Origin of the sequence: Gloeocapsa sp. PCC 7428 (assembly GCF_000317555.1) — a bacterium.
Lineage (GTDB): Bacteria > Cyanobacteriota > Cyanobacteriia > Cyanobacteriales > Chroococcidiopsidaceae > Chroogloeocystis.
Map to the genome: position 1 here is coordinate 3,876,664 of NC_019745.1, position 17,520 is coordinate 3,894,183.

Here is a 17,520-nt window from a genome sequence, read left to right on the forward strand (position 1 = left end):
AGATTTTAAATAAACTTAAGCAAGATTGAAGTCTTGTCGAAAGAATGCTGCCAATGCGGGTGCAATCGCCAATCCAGTCATCAGAATCAGAACGCAATATCAATCTCGATCAGCAAACGCAACTTGATCCACATGGTGAAGCGATCGCGTTGTTCGATGCTGCCAATCGCCTTGTTGTATTTAATCAACAGTTTTGTCAAAATTGGGGCTTACACTCCAACTGGCTCAAACAAAAACCCCATTACGAAGAGGTTTTTGCTGAAATCGTCAAGCAAGGCTACTGGTCGCAAACAGAGTACGCGCAATTTCTGAGCGCAGTTGCATCACCTGAGACAACTTTTCCGATATATATTGAGCAAACCGATGGAAAGTTCATAGAAGCTTATTGTAGCGACACATCGGATGCTGGAAATATCATTACTTTTTTAGATATTACTGAACATCGACGTTCTCAAGCGCATCTTAGCGCCGAACTCAAACGACAAGCATTTCTTTTGGGTTTGATGGAACGTATCCAGCCTGCGAGTGAACTGCAAGAAATTGGACACTTTGCACTCAGCTACCTGATACAAGCAATGGGGGCTGCGTTTGGTGATGTCAAAGTCATTTCCAGTAATGGGCAAGAAGCTTTGGCGCACGTCCTCACGAATGAAGTTTCTGGGCAATTTGTCGCGACTTATGGTGAGGCTGTTGTAGCCGAGATGACAAAATTACTCGATCGCGGCATTCCCTACGGACAAGGACTTCTCTGGCAAGTTGTCGAGACTGCTACACCGCTATTTGTTGAAGATTATTACAAACACCCCAAGGCAGTAACCGCATTTCGTCACCCTGGTATTGGTCAATTAGGTATCTTTCCAATTCCCGCTGCTGACGGCACCATCATTGGTGTATTAACGCTAGAATCTCGAAGCTTACGCAAGTTACAAGATGCTCCACAGCAAGATATGCTTATGGCAGCCTGCCGGATGCTCGGAGTTGCGATCGAACGCGCCCAAGCGCAAGAACGCCTGCGTCAGATTAACAAAGATTTAGAGCAAGCGTCGCAGCTTAAGTCAGAATTTTTGGCTTCGATGTCGCACGAACTACGCACGCCCTTAAATAGTATTCTCGGTTTTTCAGATCTACTACTACGCCAAGATTTCGCGCCTTTATCTTCGCGTCAAACAAAATATTTGCGGGTGATTGAAGAAAGCGGTCAACACCTTTTGCAACTGATTAATGATATTCTCGACTTATCTAAAATTGAATCTGGTAAAGCTGAATTAGAATTACAACCTGTCTCGATACCCGATCTGTGTCTTCAATGTCAGGAAATGATTCAGCCCCGCGTCAATAAGAAGCGGCTGAAACTCTCGCTCGATTTTGACGATCGCTTAAAACAAGCTAATTTAGATGAACGTCGTGTTCGCCAAATTTTAATTAACCTACTCTCGAATGCGGTTAAATTTACTCCTGAAGGCGGTCACATTCAACTGAGTTGTCGAATCGCTTACGGCAATGAATTAAAATCAGAAATTTATCGACCCGATTGTAGTCCAGTCAATCTGAGTACACCGTATGTGTGTATCGCCGTTGAAGATACAGGAATTGGTATTCCTCCAGACAAGTGGCATTTACTATTTCGTCCTTTTCAACAAGTCGATGCTTCTTTGACTCGACAACACGAAGGGACAGGCTTAGGGTTAGCACTCACAAAACGACTCGCAGAACTTCATGGCGGAACGGTTTCGCTCGAATCAATAGAAAATCAAGGTAGTACATTTCGGGTGTGGCTACCGTTAACCGAAATGCGCCAGCAGTTGGCACGTTATCCAAATCAGACTGAAGCTGCGCCAGAATGTGCGATCGCAACTGGTGAAGGTAAATGGATATGGGTTGTAGAGGATCAGCCATACAACCAAGCACTCATTATCGAGATGTTGGAATTACAAGGTTATAGAGTAGAGCTAATTGCCGACGGTCGTGCCATGATGGAAGCAATTCATTTGTACGCTGCATCTGCCAAAGCTTTACCCGATTTGATTCTTATGGATATTCAGTTGCCGAAAGTCGATGGTTTTAAACTGATTCGCCAACTCAAATCTAGCCCTTATTGGCAATCAGTACCAGTCGTGGCGCTGACCGCAATGGCAATGACAGGCGATTGCGATCGCTGTCTGGGTGCGGGCGCAGATGCTTATCTAAGTAAACCTCTAAGTTTGACTAATCTACAAAATACACTGCAAGCTTTAATCAAAGCCTAGCGGCTGAGAGACAGTTTAATTTTCAAGTTTTTAAGTAATTTCACTGCGGTAGCTGCGTTTTTTATTGATTAAGATACAGGCTACACGCTTTTGAATTTAAAGATGCTGGATTGAATCAGTTATTTAACAGTAATTATATATGTTATGTAACCATTTTAAATATTTTTTTAATCTAATTTTTTCGCTAATCACTATAAAGAATTAGCACTGAGCGACCTCAGCTATAATTGTTGCTGATCTAGGAGCAATGCATTCATAAAGTATTTCTTTACTTTGAATAAAATAGTAGATTTAAAAATCATAAAATATGGGAATGATTGCAAAATTGCGTTCTCCTAACCTCCAATTATACTCATTTTTATCACGCCTTCCTTTATTAAAAAGTTATAAAGGCAAGATTATGGTAATTGCCTTTATAGGCACGCATATACCACTTTTATCTTTACTTATTTATTTTGTTAACTCAACATCTTTTGGGCTGCAATTGAAGTTGCGCATCATAGTCATTGCGCTAGTAGCAACTTTAATAGGTACAGCACTGACACTATACGCATTACACAATTTACTAGCACCAATATCACTCACCTTTTTAGGTTTAAGAAAATACTTACTCCACAAAGAACTGCCAAATTTGCCAACAGAGTTTACAGATGAAGCTGGAATTTTAATGGCAGATACAGCACATGCGCTGAAAAAACTCGATCAAGTCATCAACTACATGGCAAACTATGATGATTTGACAGGATTACCCAACCGTGATTTATTTCGCGATCGCTTGCAACAAGCAATCGCACAAGCCCAAAATAGTCACCAGATGTTGGCAATCATTCTACTGCGCTTAAATCGCCTCAAAAGGATTAATGATACTTTGGGTTATCACGCGGGTGATGTTCTACTGAGAAATGCGGCGCAAAGGTTTGCAAGTTGCATGAGTGACAATGACATATTGGCACGGCTTGGCAGTAACACGTTCGCAATTGTCCAAACTCACCTGCGCACTGTTGACGACATTGTGACCTTAGCTGAAAAAATCTGCGATGCTTCTGCTAGACCTTTTACGATCGATCAGCAAGAAATTAGTACCGGCGCTAGTTTAGGAATTGCGATCTATCCTAATGACAGCACGAATGTTGAACATCTTGTCAGCTATGCTGATACAGCAATGCATCAAGCACAAAGGCAAGGGTCAAATTACCAGTTTTATTCTGCCGATATCAATAATAGTTTACAAGAACGATTAGCGTTAGAAAATGAACTCTACTACGCGCTTGATCGCGGAGAACTCCTACTGCACTATCAACCGCAAGTTTCCCTGCACAGTGGACGTATTATTGGCGTAGAGACACTAATTCGCTGGCAAAACCCCACACGTGGATTGGTATCTCCAGCGAAATTCATTCCGATTGCTGAAGAAACCGGCTTGATTGTTCCGATTGGCGAATGGGTATTACGTACTGCTTGCGCGCAAAGCCTCGCATGGCAAGCTCAAGGATTTCCGGCATTGAAAATAGCAGTTAATTTATCAGCACGTCAATTCAAGCAACAAAACTTAGTTGAAACCGTAACTCAAGTTCTAGATGCAACAGGTTTAGAGCCTAATTATCTTGAACTCGAATTAACTGAAAGTTTGATGGTAGATAACATTCAACAATCGATCAACATCATGCAACAATTGCATAACATGGGAATTGTGCTTTCGGTTGATGACTTCGGTACCGGTTATTCTTCGTTAAACTATCTCAAACGATTTCCGATTCATACGCTTAAAATTGACCAATCTTTTGTGCGTGACTTGGTAGTAGACTCTGATGATGCGGCGATCGTCGATGCAATTATTTCGCTTGCGCATAGTCTCAACTTAAGCGTGATTGCTGAAGGTGTCGAAAGCCAGGCACAATTAGATTACTTACAAACTAAAGGCTGTGACGAAGTGCAAGGCTACTACTTCAGCCGTCCTCTCCCTGCAAATACCTTTACCCAACTATTACAAGAGGGTAAGACTTTAAGCTTAGCAGTTTGAACCGCAGCCATACGGACAAAACTATATCACCAACATTGTCACGCAGATACCTAACCCCTTGCAGTAGTTGAAAACTTTCCAGCATTAATTGTACAATTGAGTACCATTCAGCATTTGATGCAAAAATCTCCCTAAATTCTTGCAAAAATTTCTCACAGTCTTAAAAAACTGCTAATTATTTGTGGAGTAGCAGTAACTGATAGTAAATTGCTTCTAGATTAATATTCACCACTTCTCATCGTTGCGTGAGGAGGTTGGTTGTGCCTTGAGTCTTGAAGCTAAAAATGATTAAGTTTCAACATCACAGCGTTTGTTACTGTAACAAATTCTCCCATACCAAAACTATCATCACCTCGAAAAAAGGATTTTTGTATTCTGGTGTCGTGCTTCTTACTCTCCTAAAAAAAATAGGGATCAGTCTGCTACTGCTGACCAACCCCGTCTGCCGATCTTTAAAAGAGAGGAGAACACTGAATGTCAATATAAACTTGATTGATAAACAATGTCAATAGTTAATGAAAATTATTTTCAACAATTTGAGAAGGGTTCTGTCAAGCTGCCACGACTTTAGCTATTTTTGCGTCAGTCCTAGTTATATATCCTCCCAAGCCGCGCAGGAAGAGAGTATGATGATGCAGACCAGTAATTTACCAGTCATTTGATCGAGTTATGACGCTGCAATTGCGTGTTTATGTTCCACCCCATCCACTGATTAAGCATTGGTTAGGCGTTGCGCGCGATGCTGCGACGCCTTCAGTTTTGTTTAAAAGCGCTATGACTGAATTAGGGCGCTGGTTGACTTACGAAGCCGTAAGAGATTGGCTACCAACGCAAGACGTAACCATCGATACGCCGTTAGCAACTGCACCAGCAACTTTAGTTAATCCTGAAGTCCCGATCGCCGTTGTTCCAGTTTTGCGCGCTGGATTAGCTTTACTTGAAGGCGCACAAACGTTGCTACCACTAGCGTCAGTTTACCACTTGGGTTTGGTACGCGACGAAAACACATTAGAAGCAAGTTGCTATCTCAATAAACTCCCTGACCAGTTTGCACCAGAAACACGAGTTTTGATTACTGAGCCAATGTTGGCAACCGGTGGCTCAATTATGATGACCTTAGCTGAATTAGAAAAACGCGGCGTAGACCCAAGTTTGACGCGGATTATTTCGGTTGTTGTTGCTCCTCCAGCATTGCAAAAAATCGGTACAGCTTATCCAGGATTAGTGATTTATACCGCAACAATCGATGAATTCGTTAACGAACAAGGATTTATTGTTCCTGGATTAGGCGATGCGGGCGATCGCACATTTGGAACATAATGTTAGGGGTCAAATGTCAGAGGTCAGAGGTCGGAGTCATAAGTTTGAGCATCTCTAATGTCCTAATGATATTGACCATTGAGATAAAAGCCTTGCTCCAGAAAAATTTAATCTAGATTCTCAGCAAAAGGCTGCATCGCCTACCATTTGAATAAGGCGACAGTGCATTCCAAGAGGGCAGTATCAGTATGAATCAGCGTGATGGGTTTGCTAGTGGTTTTCTAACTGGCACAATCGTAGGAGGGATCGTAGGAGGCGTTATTGGCGCTTTATTAGCTAGCCAAAATGCTAACTATGAAGCAACGGGCGAGTTCGCAGAAAAGCGCAACTCAAAACTATCAGACAATAATCGGCTCAAGCGACGCCAAATCAAAGCAGCTTACTCGGATCAGAGTATCGAAACCGCACGGCGTAGCTTAGAAGATAAAATTGCTCAACTTAATGAAACAATCGATGAAGTTCGTCTAACCTTGGGACAAGTCAACAGCAATCAGCCGGATAGCGAACAATTACCTAAAGACTCATAGTGACACATCAGCTGCAAACCAAGCGATTGGATGCGGATCTTTCTTGCTAAAGATCCCAAAAGAGCTAATATCGGCTAAATTAAAATCATTCTTTGTTAAAGTGCAATTTAGTAACTCACTCCCAATCTATGAGTTCCATTTACTTACTTACGAATACGCTCGTTACATTTATCACAATTTACACCTATATCCTCATTATTCGGGTACTCCTCACCTGGTTTCCCAATATTGATTGGTATTCGCAACCTTTTGCTGCAATCAGCCAAATCACCGATCCTTATTTGAATCTGTTTCGTTCGTTTATTCCTCCCTTGGGCGGAATTGATATTTCACCGATTTTGGCTATTTTGCTATTGCAAGTAGCAGGAAGCCTCATCGGTGGATTACCAGGAGCATTTGCTTACTACTAAGCCGTATTGCTGAAATTACCGTCGGACTTGACCGCTAAAACCGGCTGCCTTAAACTGCTTTAGCTTTAAAGGAGTAGGCTGATTCGCCGGTACAGAAATTCTTAATTCAAAATCACTCGTTCCTGGCGGAACTTCGGCAATCGAACCCAACCGAGTGCGATTTTGCATGACGGGTTCATTATTAGCATCGTAGATTCTGCCAAAAATATCAGCGTCGTAGACTGGTTTGTTAGAAGCATTTTCGGCTTTCCCAGTGACAATAAAGCAGTTAGCTGCCATCGTCGTACCACTCGTTACGGCTCCTTCAGAAAGTTCCTGGGGACACTCGTGATAGTTAAGATTAGATAGTTTGATTTGAGTGAGTGCTAACGCTGGGGGACTCCATAAACAAGTAACGATCCCAATAAAGCAAGTTATGAGAATAACAGTAAAACCACGACGCATAAACAACAGTAAAAATAATAGTGACCAACCTCAGCTTAAGCTGAGATTTTCATAGGGACAAGCGTTTTAAAAGTTTTGTATTCAGGTTTATATCGTAAAATAGGAAATCGCAACTTAACTTGCTATGAACCCTGCGGAGATCGAAGCAACCCTGCAAGCAGCATTTAGAGACTGTGAAGCAGCAGGCTGCGCTCTCACAGAGCAGCAAAAAGAAATTATCATCCAAGCGATCGCACGTCAGCATTCACCCGCTGATGGTACTTTAGACGGAACTGCAACGAATCCATTACAAGAACTCACCACCGAAGAACGTCGCAGCTTTTGGGAATATATTAAAGAACAACAACAGCAAGGTCGCGATTGGAAGATTCAACTGTTGAATGATTGGTTAATGAGTCGCGACTCTGGAAAAGTACAGTTTATTCGCGATCGCTACGGTTTGCAATGGTTAAATCGCATCAAACCTGTTCATATTGCCGAGTATGCCGAAAGTGAGGCGCAAGAAGCTTTGAGGCTTAAGGTTGGCGATCGCATTGAAGTATCGAATGGCTTGTGGGAATGGGTGCAAGAAACAGGTCCGTGTCAGCGTGAATGGTATAGCTGCACCGTAGTGCAAATTAAAGAAGCCTATGAAGAAAACAATACTACGACTAGCTGTATTGTTCGTTTAAGTAATGGTGCAGAATACGAAATTCAAGGCGTTTATAGTTGGAATCACTATAATTGGCGTTGGCCACAAGCGTGAAGGAAGTAAAGGGTGAAGGATCAGAGGTCAAAACTCAAAACTCAAAACTTATCACTCCCGCTGTAATTGTTGCTGCAACGCTCGACGCATCACTTCTACTGGTACAGGTTGTTGTAACCAGATCTTCAGCGCTGCTGCGCCTTGTTGAACGAGCATTTCGCGTCCATCGATCGCGATCGCGCCTTGTTTTTCTGCTTGCTGAAGAAACTGCGTAGGACTCGGAGTGTAAATTAAATCGTATGCGATCGCATTTGGAGGCAAAAGCATCATTTCTGCAACACTTAAGGGTGATGCTTCAGCGTGCGGATGCATTCCCACAGGAGTTGTGTTGACTAATAAGGTCGCTTGGGGAATCAGTTGTGGTAATTTATCCCAAACATGAACTTGCAGTTTATCGGTGATATCCGCATCGTGCCAACTAGCGGAAAATTGCTGTAGCTTTTGCAAGTTACGACCAATGACGTGAATTGTCGGACAACCCAATTGAGCGCAAGCAGCGACGACTGCTCTTGCGGCTCCTCCATAGCCTAAAATTAGTGCTACAGCACTATTCCAATCGCAATTCATATCTTGCAACGGAGCCAGAAAGCCTACAATATCGGTGTTTGTACCTACCCAAGCATCACCTTGACGCCAAACTGTATTAACGGCTCCCACCGCTTGAGCTACAGGAGATATTTCTGACAGCAAAGGTAGAATTGCTTGCTTGTGCGGAATTGTGACATTAAAGCCTGTGCAGTTAATCGCTGCTAATCCAGCAAATGCTGTGGTTAAAGCTTCAGGTTTTACTGACAAGGGTAGATAAACATAATCAAGCTTTAAATGCGCGATCGCTGCATTATGCATCGCTGGCGACATCGAATGTTCCACTGGATACCCCATAACGCCAAGCAATTTTGTTTTTCCTGTAATCACCTACCAATACCTAAACCCAATAAATTAACACGCCTTAAATCCTGACTACGGGCAAGGCAGTGCCTTGCCTCTCTGATTTCTATCCATTTACATAGATTACACGCTCACACACCATAACGCTCCACGTTAAAATTATTAAAGTAACTTAACATTTATTGAGATTATGCAGGCGACTCCAGCTGCTACTAGCTCAATTCCAGGTAAATATTGGCAGTGGCGAGGACAGTCAATCTATTATGTACGCGCCGGACAATCCTCAGGGCATCCTCCATTATTATTAGTACACGGATTTGGCGCTTCAACTGACCATTGGCGCAAAAATATTGCTGGGTTATCGCGTGATTTTGAAGTATGGGCGATTGATTTATTAGGTTTCGGGCGTTCAGCTAAACCAAAGTGGCAATATAGCGGCGATTTATGGCGCGATCAGTTGTACGACTTTATTCAAGAAGTCATTGGTCGGTCAGTCGTGTTAGCGGGTAACTCATTAGGCGGGTATACGAGTTTATGCGTTGCCGCCCAGCGCCCAAACGCAGCAGCAGGATTAGTCTTACTTAATAGCGCAGGTCCTTTTAACGAAGATCAGCCCACAGCCGAATCCGAAGCTGTACAATCAGAAATTCAGCCACCAAAACAGTCGGATTTTGTGCAGAGATTTTTGCAAGAGTCTGCAAAATGGTTCTTTCAACAATCCTTAGGGCGTTTCTTATTGTTTCAGTACATTCGTCAACCTTGGATCATTCGCCAAACTTTAGAAAAAGTTTATCTCGATAAAAGCGCGATTACAGACCAGCTTGTGGAAGACATTTACCGCCCTTCGTGCGATCCTGGTGCGGTTGATGTTTTTGCTTCTGTGTTTAGTACTCCTCAAGGAGAAAAAGTAGACACGCTGCTACGACAGTTAAAGTGTCCGTTGCTGCTTTTATGGGGAGAAGCCGATCCCTGGATGAATGCAAGAGAGCGATCGCCTAAGTTTCGCAAGTACTATCCAGAATTAACCGAGTATTTTTTGCGCGCCGGACATTGCCCGCATGATGAAGTACCAGAGCAAGTCAACTCGCTACTAAAAGAGTGGGTACTCACGCTTAATACACAATAAAACAATTTGGGTCTAGTCAGAATAGATTGACTAGACCCTTTAGGAAATAAGACTCAACTTCTTCAAATTGAATTTGGAATTAAAGAGCTAAGCGAAATAACAACTAAGGTTTACGAGGATCGCAACTCCAGCATAGAAGCGTCTTTCCTGACCAAGGTTGGGCTTTACCTGCTTGAGGTGTCTTGCCTCTGAAGCTATGCTTGGTGTTCGCTGTTGGTAGTTCTACGACAGGAGACACCGCGCCGAGAACGTTTTGAATTGGTTTATATCTATCTGGTGTCTTAATATTTAAGTTATCATGCGATTCTTTCATCGCCACTGGTGATTTACTCAAGTTTAAAAGTCTTTGAACTTTGCAACAACAGCCAACATATTCAGCAATACACTAACAACTTTGTATGATACGAGCAAGGCATTGCCTTGCCCCTTTCTACCAATTCCACATCACTGGATTGTTGTCGAGATGATCGGTGACAATGCGACCAATAGCATCAATTTCGGCTAATTCTTCAGAAGTGAGTTTGACTTCCGCAGCTTTAGCGTTACCCACAGCTTGTTCAGCGTTTCTTGCACCAACGATCGCTTGCGTTTGCGGCTGCGCAATTAACCACGCGATCGCTAAATTCGCCAGTGAAGCTTGATGGCGTTCCGCGATCGGACGAAGTTTTTCTAAAGCTTGTTGCGCGCGTTCGTAGTTTTCTCCTTGAAATAGCTTATTTTTAGCGCGGTTATCTTGGGGGTCGAATTGATGTCCGCGACCAAATTTTCCTGTTAATAATCCTTGCGCCAGCGGAGAGTAGGCAAGAATCGAGATATTATTTTCAACACAGTACGGCATCACGTCTTTCTCAACCCAACGCCAAAACAGCGAGTAGGGCGGTTGAATGCTATCAATGCGTCCATACTGCGCGGCTTCTTCCAACTGAGTGCGGGAGAAGTTAGAAACTCCGATCGCGCGAATCTTACCTTGTTGCTTTAATTGATTTAAAGCACTCATTGTCTCTTCAATTGGCACGATTTCGGTATTGAAGGAACCCGAAGGCCAATGAATTTGGTAAAGGTCAATATAATCAATTTTTAGGTTTTTCAGCGAGCGATCGCAAGCTTCGAGAACCTGGTCGTATTTCAAGTGATTGGCAAAAACTTTTGTGGCGTAAACGATGTGCGAGTGTGGAACATCACTTAAGGCTTGCGCGATGACTTGTTCGGAGTGACCATTACCGTATACTTCCGCCGTATCGATTGTCGTAATTCCAGCATCAACTGCGGCGCGAATAGCTTTAATACTTTCCTTATCCTCAATACCAACCCACTGTTTTTGACCTGCTTGCCATGTTCCCATCAAAATGGGAGTAATTTGGATGTCGGTTGTGCCTAAGCGTCGCTTCTCCATTTTTACCTCCTCGTGTTCTTTGTTTATTGTGCAATCAGATTCATAAACTGGAGTTCCAACTTACGATAGTAGTTTGGGAAAGAATAATAATTACAATTGACTGAACCTACAGCAACTGAGTCAAAGCAAAAGCGATCGCGGCGCTACCAAGAGGAACCGTCAAATTATCAATACCAAATTTGGAAAAAGCTTCTAAACTAGTCGCAACCACAGCGATGACTAGCGAGATAAACCAGGTTTGCCAGATGTTGCCTTGTACGCTGAGAAAAATCAGGCTACTGACGATGTAACTGACAACACCCATTGCTAAAGAACCTTCCCAGCTTTTTTGAATTCCCCAAAGTTTGTAGCGATGCTTACCGAATCTTTGACCAATTAAGGCAGCTAAACCATCGCCCCACGTCATCACCAAAATCCCTAAAGCAGCGTATTGCGGTTGTTCAATAGACCAAAACCAGGCAACTAAGACACCAATACTCACCGCATAAAAAAACGTTCCTAGGCTTTGGCGTCCCACACTGTTAATTCCAGGTAATAGCGGGAATTTATACGACAGCAGGGTAACGATGCTCGCTACAATCGAAGCACCAATACCTACACTTGCTGGAATATCCAACCACCACGCAAACAAAATAATGTTACCTGTGCCGATATGCACAATTTTGCGCGTGATTTCTGAGTCGGCACTCGTGTAGCGTTTGGCAACTACCGCAAGTAGTAAAATAACACCTAACCAAGTTCCGACAATGGTGATTTGTTGCCACACATCTGGCACTGATTCTAACCAGGTTAAAGTAAGCAAGGTCTTGACTTAAGCTGAACGTAAGTATTCTTGTATCACTCTATCTAGATTTGGCTTTCTGATGAAACGTCTGATTCTTTTCTTAATTCGCGGCTATCGAATTTTAATTTCACCGCTATTTCCTCCTAGTTGCCGCTTTCATCCTACCTGTTCGCAGTATGCAATGGAAGCTGTCGAGCGTTTTGGAGTATGGCGCGGCGGAATTTTAGCCGCACGACGGGTGCTGCGCTGTCATCCTTGGCATCCAGGTGGCTACGATCCGGTGCCGAAATAACTGCATTAATGTAGTTTTTATCTTCCTACGATATAAATTCTTGGTAACTTAGCACGTCGGGGCTGAGTTGTTTCTGGACATTATTTGAGGTGGCAAATGAAGATTACTGGGAAATTCACACCAAAACTCTATTTCCCGAAAGATAGGATTGCTTACTGCGAAAACAGTAGGCTCAGGTATTTACGCAAAACTAACTGCATAAAGAGTGTCATTTGTCAACAATATTTTTATGGCAATACTTGACCTGCTTGAACGCGATCGCCGGATTCCACCAGTCATCACTCAACTCGATTACCTTGACTCGATGTTAGAGCCGAAAGCGCGATCGCTGTACCCCGTGGCTCTAATTGTCCCAATACTTTTACTGTCAGAATCACAGGAGTTATTACAAGTACAGCAGCCTCCTTTTTAACCGATGTCATGCGCATCTATCTGTACGTCATCGCATCACCAACGCCCAACAGGACAACTCTAGCGATTGTCCACAGGACAGGCTCCGCCAACGCAACTCCTCGCTGAGATATTGCCTTGATGAATTGATTTTAGTTCTGAACTATACCATGCATCAGTGATGGACTTCTCAAAGCAGAGAAATATTAAGCAACCAGTCCAAGAACCTTATGCAAGTAAGCTTTGATGTCATCTAGAGAACAGTCTGGAGAGAGCAGTGCAATGTAGTGATCCGGTCGCAGCAGTACTTTGAACAGTTGATTGCTACCGAAGATTTCCACAACTCTTGGGTAAAGCGGAATGACATGAAAATCGATGAAGTCCCCGTATTCAGTTTCGAGTTCTAGCTTCAAACCTTCATAGTCCTGTTGCCCATCAGAGAACACGAGCAGGTGAAATTTTGGATTGCGAAGCTGATCGTAAATGTTCTCACCATTAACAAGAAAATATGGTATTCGATCTCCGGCTTTGACCTCGAAGTGGCGATCTTGTTGATGTTGGCTTAAAGAACTATCGCGGTAGTCCAGTCCAATTTGAGAAACCATTGGAAACAGAAACTCTTTTGCGCCACTAAACTGGGTCACAAGCCCCGCAAGCCTCGGTAAAATATTGTCACGGAAGAAGCGAAAATACCAGCGATCGCTTGCTGCTACATCAAAAAACTGATCAGTCGTCTGCAACAGCCGTTTCGCATTTGCCAAGCGTTCCTCGTTGTAAGTTGCTAGCAATGAATTTTGCGCATTACCCCGCAAAACGAAAGCAAGCTTCCAGGCAAGGTTATAAACATCCTGAATGCCCGTGTTCATACCTTGTCCTCCCGCAGGGGTATGAATGTGTGCCGCATCGCCTGCTAGAAAGCATCTGCCAACCGAGAATGTCTCTGCCCGCCGAGTATGAACCTTGTATGTCGAAAACCAATGTAAAGCCGTAATCTCCAGCGGTAGTTGCACCAATTGCTTTACTTTAGGTTCGACTGCATCAAAAAGGACTTCCCGATCAATTTGGTCTTCATATTCAGGCAAGTTACCAATCAGCCGCCAGCGTTTTTCATCTTGCATCGGCACAATTAGGGCAAAGGAGTCATGCCCCAATGCAGCATAGAACCTGTTTTTGTCCTCTGAAAATTCCATTTGTACATCAGCGACGTAAAATAAGCGCGGATGAGTTGAACCTTCAAAGTTCAAACCGAGAAAATATCGAGTTGGGCTGCTGGCACCGTCGCACCCTACAAGATAAGATGCTTCGATTGTCTGCGTTTCGCCACTGGTAGTTTTGACAACTGCCCTCACTTTGTCTGTATCTTGTGTCAAAGTTTCCAATTCAGTCTGCCACTGAACAGTCTTACCATTGCGCTGGAGATGTTCATAAAGTAAATGCTCGTTTTTACTTTGTTCAAATACAAGCATGAACGGAAACGGACTGAGCCTTGTACCAAAGTTTGAAAAATCGAGGTGAGCGCTGATTTGACCATCGTGCATTAGAGCGCCTCTTTGTACCCGTTCGCCACCTGCAACTGCTTTTTTTGCTAGTCCCACTTGGTCGTAAATTTCTAGCGTACGAGCGTGAACCACCAGCGCCTTGGATAGCTCAGTAACTCCTTCTTTCTTGTCAAAGATGACAAAATCAATGTTGTAGCGCAGCAATTGTACAGCCAGCGAAAGCCCTGTAGGTCCTGCTCCGACGATAATAACGTCTGTTTGAATGGTGTTTTGCATACTTTTATGCCTCCTATTCCAGAAGCAATGAACTAAACTAGTTAGTTTAATTTATTAATAGACTAAACTGAGTAGTTTAGAATGTCAAGGTAAGATTGATGATTCAACCTTAAGGACAACTTGGCATGAGACAGGCAAAACCTGGACGTACAGATAGACAGCTTTCTCAAGAAAAAACCGAAGCCATTTTAGAAGGTGGAATGCAAGAATTTTTAACTCATGGTTATGCGGCAACGAGTATGGATCGAGTAGCGATCGCCGCCAAAGTTTCAAAAGCGACAGTATATAGTCACTTTCAAGACAAAGAAAGTTTATTTATTGCGCTTATCCAACGTCTAGTCGAGCAAAGATTCCAATCTATTTTTGGTACAGTAGACGAGCAGATTTTACAAATGCCCCCCCAAGTTGTTCTGAGAAATTTTGCTAATCGAGCCTTAGATATTGGGACAACTGAACCCCAGTTTCTCAATTTTATGCGGCTGATTCTAGGAGAGTCAGGACGATTTCCGCAATTAGCTCGTGCTTTTGTTCGCAACATTGAACAGACTGCATTTAGAAGGCTGTGTCACTATTTCACGCATTGTCCGCAGCTTAAGCTATCTGATCCTGAAGCAACAGCACGAATCTTTGTTGGTGCTGTTGTGCATTTTATGATTGTGCAAGAGATGTTACATGGTAAGGAGATTATGCCAATGGAACGCGATCGCATTGTCGATAGCTTGATTAACTTGATTGTAGAACTACCGCTCACAGATAATTTTGCTAAAGGTTCCAACACAGCATCAAGCGGCTAGCTGCACCGCTAGCTTTAGAATTCGTCGCCATCATTTATGCGAGAGTGATTTACAACAAGCTTTAAAACAAGTAGTTTTTTATAGCTGGTATATGCTTGCTCCTGAATTGGATGCTAATGAGCAAGTAAAGCTAATAAGATACTTATCATCTACTTCTTAAGGTATAGTTTTTGTTGTCCAACTATATGATGGCTTTGCAGGAGTTGTGGTACGTGGTGGGGTGCTACGTCGCGGTTGCGTTGCTGCGGGGCGGCGGACAACTCTTGTAGTAGTTCGATTAACAGGGCGTGGCTGAACGCGTTTAACAGGAGCTACTGAAGTACTTCTGCGTTGAGGAGTCACTCGTTTTGTCGTAGTTGGCGTGACGGTGCGTCTTGGAGTTGCCGTAGAAGCAGGTTTGGCGATCGCCGCCGTACGAACAACAGGTGTTGTTTTCTTGGGTGGAGTGCTTGTAGATTGATTAGCAACAGCAGTTTTCTTAACTTCTGCTAGCTTCGATTCTGCGGTTTGAATAATCGGCTGTGTTTGTTGTTGCCAGTAAACGGTATCTAAAACTTTATTGGCTTCGGCGATCGCTTCTTCCCACTTTTGAGCTTTTAAAGCTGTTTTTGCGGCTTCAACGTGTCGCGTGTTATTTTCCCATTCGCTATTCCATTGTTTGATTGATGTTTGTGCATCTATGTAAACAGGACTTAAGTTAGGAACGCGCTGCGCGATCGCGATCGCTTGCTTAAGATCGCCTGATTGATATTCGTTTGTGGCAATTTCGAGTATGCTATTTGACCACTGTTCAATTAGCTGCTGTACATTTTGATAAAAAGCCGCAGACGATGGAATTTTGTTGGCTTCCATAATCGCTGCATAGAAATTACGTTCTCCCGCAAATCGAATCGCTTGAGCAATTTGACATTCATGTAAAATCGACTGCGCATCGGTATAGTAGCTCGATTGTGCTAACAAAGTAGAAGCTTGGTCTACACACTCTTCGTATCTTCCTTCCGCTTTGAGTGATTTCATTTGCTCTAAAGGTCTAGAAACACTCGGTCGCGGTTGCCAGTAAATTGCATAACCTGCAACTAAGCTAAGAATAATTGCGGTAATGCCTGCACCAATTCTGATTTTGTATTGACCTTGAGCCGTATAACTCGTCTCTGTGTGACCGCTAACACGTGACTTTACAGAAGTTTTTTTTACTGAATTTGTTTGGGGTGTAGCAATAGTAGACTGGCTAGATAACGGCTGTGGCGGTGAGAATGGCGGCGCGGGTGAAGACTTAACTGGGGACGATGGAGGTAGCGGCTCGATAATGGGGGTAATTAACCGCGAACTAATTTGACCAGCATAAAGATCGGTAGAACCTGCTAACGTAACTGGAATGATGACGCGCTGAGATTCTGTGTTTGTTATGCTATCTTCGGTAAATATGATTGTGCTGTGTGGTGGACTGGGTAACGGCACTTGTTCGAGTACCAAGTCGGTTGTGTCTTCTATTTCTGGTAAATCGATACGTTCTAAGTCTTGCAAAACTTCGCTGGCAGTTTGGTAACGATCTTTAAAGTGGTAGCGCACCATTTTAGAGAGGACGGTAGCCAGCGCTGGATTAACGTCGGCTGCTGCGTCTAACCACAAAATTTCGCCAGTGTCTATATCTTCTTGAAAACGCATCGGACTGAGTCCGGTTAGCGCCTGAATACCAATAATTCCTAACGCATAGATATCACTATTCGGACGCGGTCTACCCCGCCCTTGTTCGGTTGGCATATATCCTGGAGTGCCAATGCCAATAGTCGCCGGAGTCCCTAAGGCAAAACTTGTTTTTGTGTACCCGTGCGCTGTCACAACTTGTGTCCACGCTTGCTTTACCGAACCAAAATCGACTAAAACTAATTTGCCATCTTCTTGACGTCGAATTAAGTTATTCGGCTTGATATCGCGATGAATGACCCCTTGGCTGTGGACGTATTCTAAAATTCCTAAGACTTCGCGCAACATTTGATAGACTTTGCCTTCACTCCAGCGTATATCTGCTTGTAGTGCAGCACTCAGGGGATGACCTTGAATAAAATCTTGGACTAAATAAAATTCTTCGTTTTCTTCAAAATAAGCTAGTAATCTAGGTATTTGATCGTGATTTCCCAGCTTTTCTAACGTTTGGGCTTCAGATTGGAAGAGACGTCGCGCATTTTCTAAAAAACTCGAATTGCTGCTAGCAGGCTTGAGGTGTTTAACAACACATTTAGGATGACCAGGTCGGTGTATATCCTCAGCAACATAGGTTTGACCGAAGCCTCCAGTTCCTAAAATCTCTACAATTTGGTATCGCCCACCGAGCAATTTACCTATCATTGCTTGACTCTCCCCAAGAG

Annotated in this window: 17 protein-coding genes; 10 read left to right on the top strand and 7 right to left on the bottom strand. The window is 43.3% G+C overall.

Features of this window, described 5'->3' with window-relative positions; genetic code table 11:
- Positions 1-44: 44 nt before the first annotated feature.
- The 5 genes from GLO7428_RS17235 to GLO7428_RS17255 all read left to right on the top strand — a co-directional run bounded on the left by GLO7428_RS17235 (position 45) and on the right by GLO7428_RS17255 (position 6,523).
- Positions 45-2,246: an ATP-binding protein gene (locus GLO7428_RS17235; protein WP_015189849.1), complete on the top strand. Its 2,202-nt coding sequence runs from the start codon at positions 45-47 to the stop codon at positions 2,244-2,246.
- Positions 2,247-2,646: 400 nt separating this feature from the next.
- Positions 2,647-4,266 carry a bifunctional diguanylate cyclase/phosphodiesterase gene (locus tag GLO7428_RS17240; protein WP_196797385.1) on the top strand — a complete coding sequence of 540 codons (1,620 nt, stop codon included), beginning with the start codon at positions 2,647-2,649 and terminating at the stop codon, positions 4,264-4,266.
- Between the two features lie 669 nt (positions 4,267-4,935).
- On the top strand, positions 4,936-5,586 hold the full coding sequence (upp, locus tag GLO7428_RS17245; protein ID WP_015189851.1) for a uracil phosphoribosyltransferase: 651 nt from the start codon (positions 4,936-4,938) through the stop codon (positions 5,584-5,586).
- 188 nt (positions 5,587-5,774) lie between these two features.
- Complete coding sequence (locus GLO7428_RS17250) at positions 5,775-6,113, top strand: hypothetical protein (RefSeq protein ID WP_015189852.1); 339 nt, start codon at positions 5,775-5,777, stop codon at positions 6,111-6,113.
- 128 nt (positions 6,114-6,241) lie between these two features.
- Positions 6,242-6,523 carry a YggT family protein gene (locus GLO7428_RS17255; protein ID WP_015189853.1) on the top strand — a complete coding sequence of 94 codons (282 nt, stop codon included), beginning with the start codon at positions 6,242-6,244 and terminating at the stop codon, positions 6,521-6,523.
- 15 nt (positions 6,524-6,538) lie between these two features.
- On the opposite strand, the gene GLO7428_RS17260 is transcribed toward GLO7428_RS17255, so the two are convergent.
- On the bottom strand, positions 6,539-6,967 hold the full coding sequence (locus GLO7428_RS17260) for a hypothetical protein (protein WP_015189854.1): 429 nt from the start codon (positions 6,965-6,967) through the stop codon (positions 6,539-6,541).
- Between the two features lie 124 nt (positions 6,968-7,091).
- On the opposite strand from GLO7428_RS17260, the gene GLO7428_RS17265 reads away from it, so the two are divergent.
- The gene (locus tag GLO7428_RS17265) at positions 7,092-7,712 is read left to right on the top strand and encodes a hypothetical protein (RefSeq protein ID WP_015189855.1); all 621 of its coding nucleotides are present in this window, start codon (positions 7,092-7,094) and stop codon (positions 7,710-7,712) included.
- A gap of 51 nt (positions 7,713-7,763) precedes the next feature.
- Here the strand turns inward: GLO7428_RS17265 and GLO7428_RS17270 are convergent, their stop codons facing one another.
- Positions 7,764-8,627: a shikimate dehydrogenase gene (locus GLO7428_RS17270; protein WP_015189856.1), complete on the bottom strand. Its 864-nt coding sequence runs from the start codon at positions 8,625-8,627 to the stop codon at positions 7,764-7,766.
- 163 nt (positions 8,628-8,790) lie between these two features.
- Between GLO7428_RS17270 and GLO7428_RS17275 the strand changes: the two genes are divergently transcribed.
- Positions 8,791-9,726, top strand: coding sequence for an alpha/beta fold hydrolase (locus GLO7428_RS17275; RefSeq protein WP_015189857.1), 936 nt, complete (start codon positions 8,791-8,793; stop codon positions 9,724-9,726).
- A gap of 103 nt (positions 9,727-9,829) precedes the next feature.
- Here the strand turns inward: GLO7428_RS17275 and GLO7428_RS17280 are convergent, their stop codons facing one another.
- From GLO7428_RS17280 to GLO7428_RS17290, 3 genes are all read right to left on the bottom strand, one after another.
- Positions 9,830-10,060: a hypothetical protein gene (locus GLO7428_RS17280; protein ID WP_155823769.1), complete on the bottom strand. Its 231-nt coding sequence runs from the start codon at positions 10,058-10,060 to the stop codon at positions 9,830-9,832.
- A 96-nt stretch (positions 10,061-10,156) separates the two neighbouring features.
- Complete coding sequence (locus GLO7428_RS17285; RefSeq protein WP_015189859.1) at positions 10,157-11,119, bottom strand: aldo/keto reductase; 963 nt, start codon at positions 11,117-11,119, stop codon at positions 10,157-10,159.
- A 106-nt stretch (positions 11,120-11,225) separates the two neighbouring features.
- The gene (locus GLO7428_RS17290; RefSeq protein ID WP_041918677.1) at positions 11,226-11,921 is read right to left on the bottom strand and encodes a diacylglycerol/polyprenol kinase family protein; all 696 of its coding nucleotides are present in this window, start codon (positions 11,919-11,921) and stop codon (positions 11,226-11,228) included.
- A gap of 61 nt (positions 11,922-11,982) precedes the next feature.
- Here GLO7428_RS17290 and yidD point away from each other — a divergent pair, with 61 nt between their 5' ends.
- Positions 11,983-12,195 (top strand): membrane protein insertion efficiency factor YidD, encoded by a 213-nt coding sequence (yidD, locus tag GLO7428_RS17295; RefSeq protein WP_015189861.1) that lies wholly within the window; start codon positions 11,983-11,985, stop codon positions 12,193-12,195.
- 229 nt (positions 12,196-12,424) lie between these two features.
- Positions 12,425-12,607 carry a hypothetical protein gene (locus GLO7428_RS17300; RefSeq protein ID WP_041918678.1) on the top strand — a complete coding sequence of 61 codons (183 nt, stop codon included), beginning with the start codon at positions 12,425-12,427 and terminating at the stop codon, positions 12,605-12,607.
- Positions 12,608-12,791: 184 nt separating this feature from the next.
- Here GLO7428_RS17300 and GLO7428_RS17305 read toward each other — a convergent pair whose 3' ends face one another.
- Positions 12,792-14,360, bottom strand: coding sequence for an FAD-dependent monooxygenase (locus tag GLO7428_RS17305; RefSeq protein ID WP_015189862.1), 1,569 nt, complete (start codon positions 14,358-14,360; stop codon positions 12,792-12,794).
- A gap of 125 nt (positions 14,361-14,485) precedes the next feature.
- Here GLO7428_RS17305 and GLO7428_RS17310 point away from each other — a divergent pair, with 125 nt between their 5' ends.
- Positions 14,486-15,154: a TetR/AcrR family transcriptional regulator gene (locus GLO7428_RS17310; RefSeq protein ID WP_015189863.1), complete on the top strand. Its 669-nt coding sequence runs from the start codon at positions 14,486-14,488 to the stop codon at positions 15,152-15,154.
- Between the two features lie 156 nt (positions 15,155-15,310).
- On the opposite strand, the gene GLO7428_RS26115 is transcribed toward GLO7428_RS17310, so the two are convergent.
- Entirely contained in the window at positions 15,311-17,500 is a 2,190-nt protein-coding gene (locus tag GLO7428_RS26115) for a serine/threonine-protein kinase (RefSeq protein WP_015189864.1), read from the bottom strand.
- Positions 17,501-17,520: the final 20 nt, after the last annotated feature.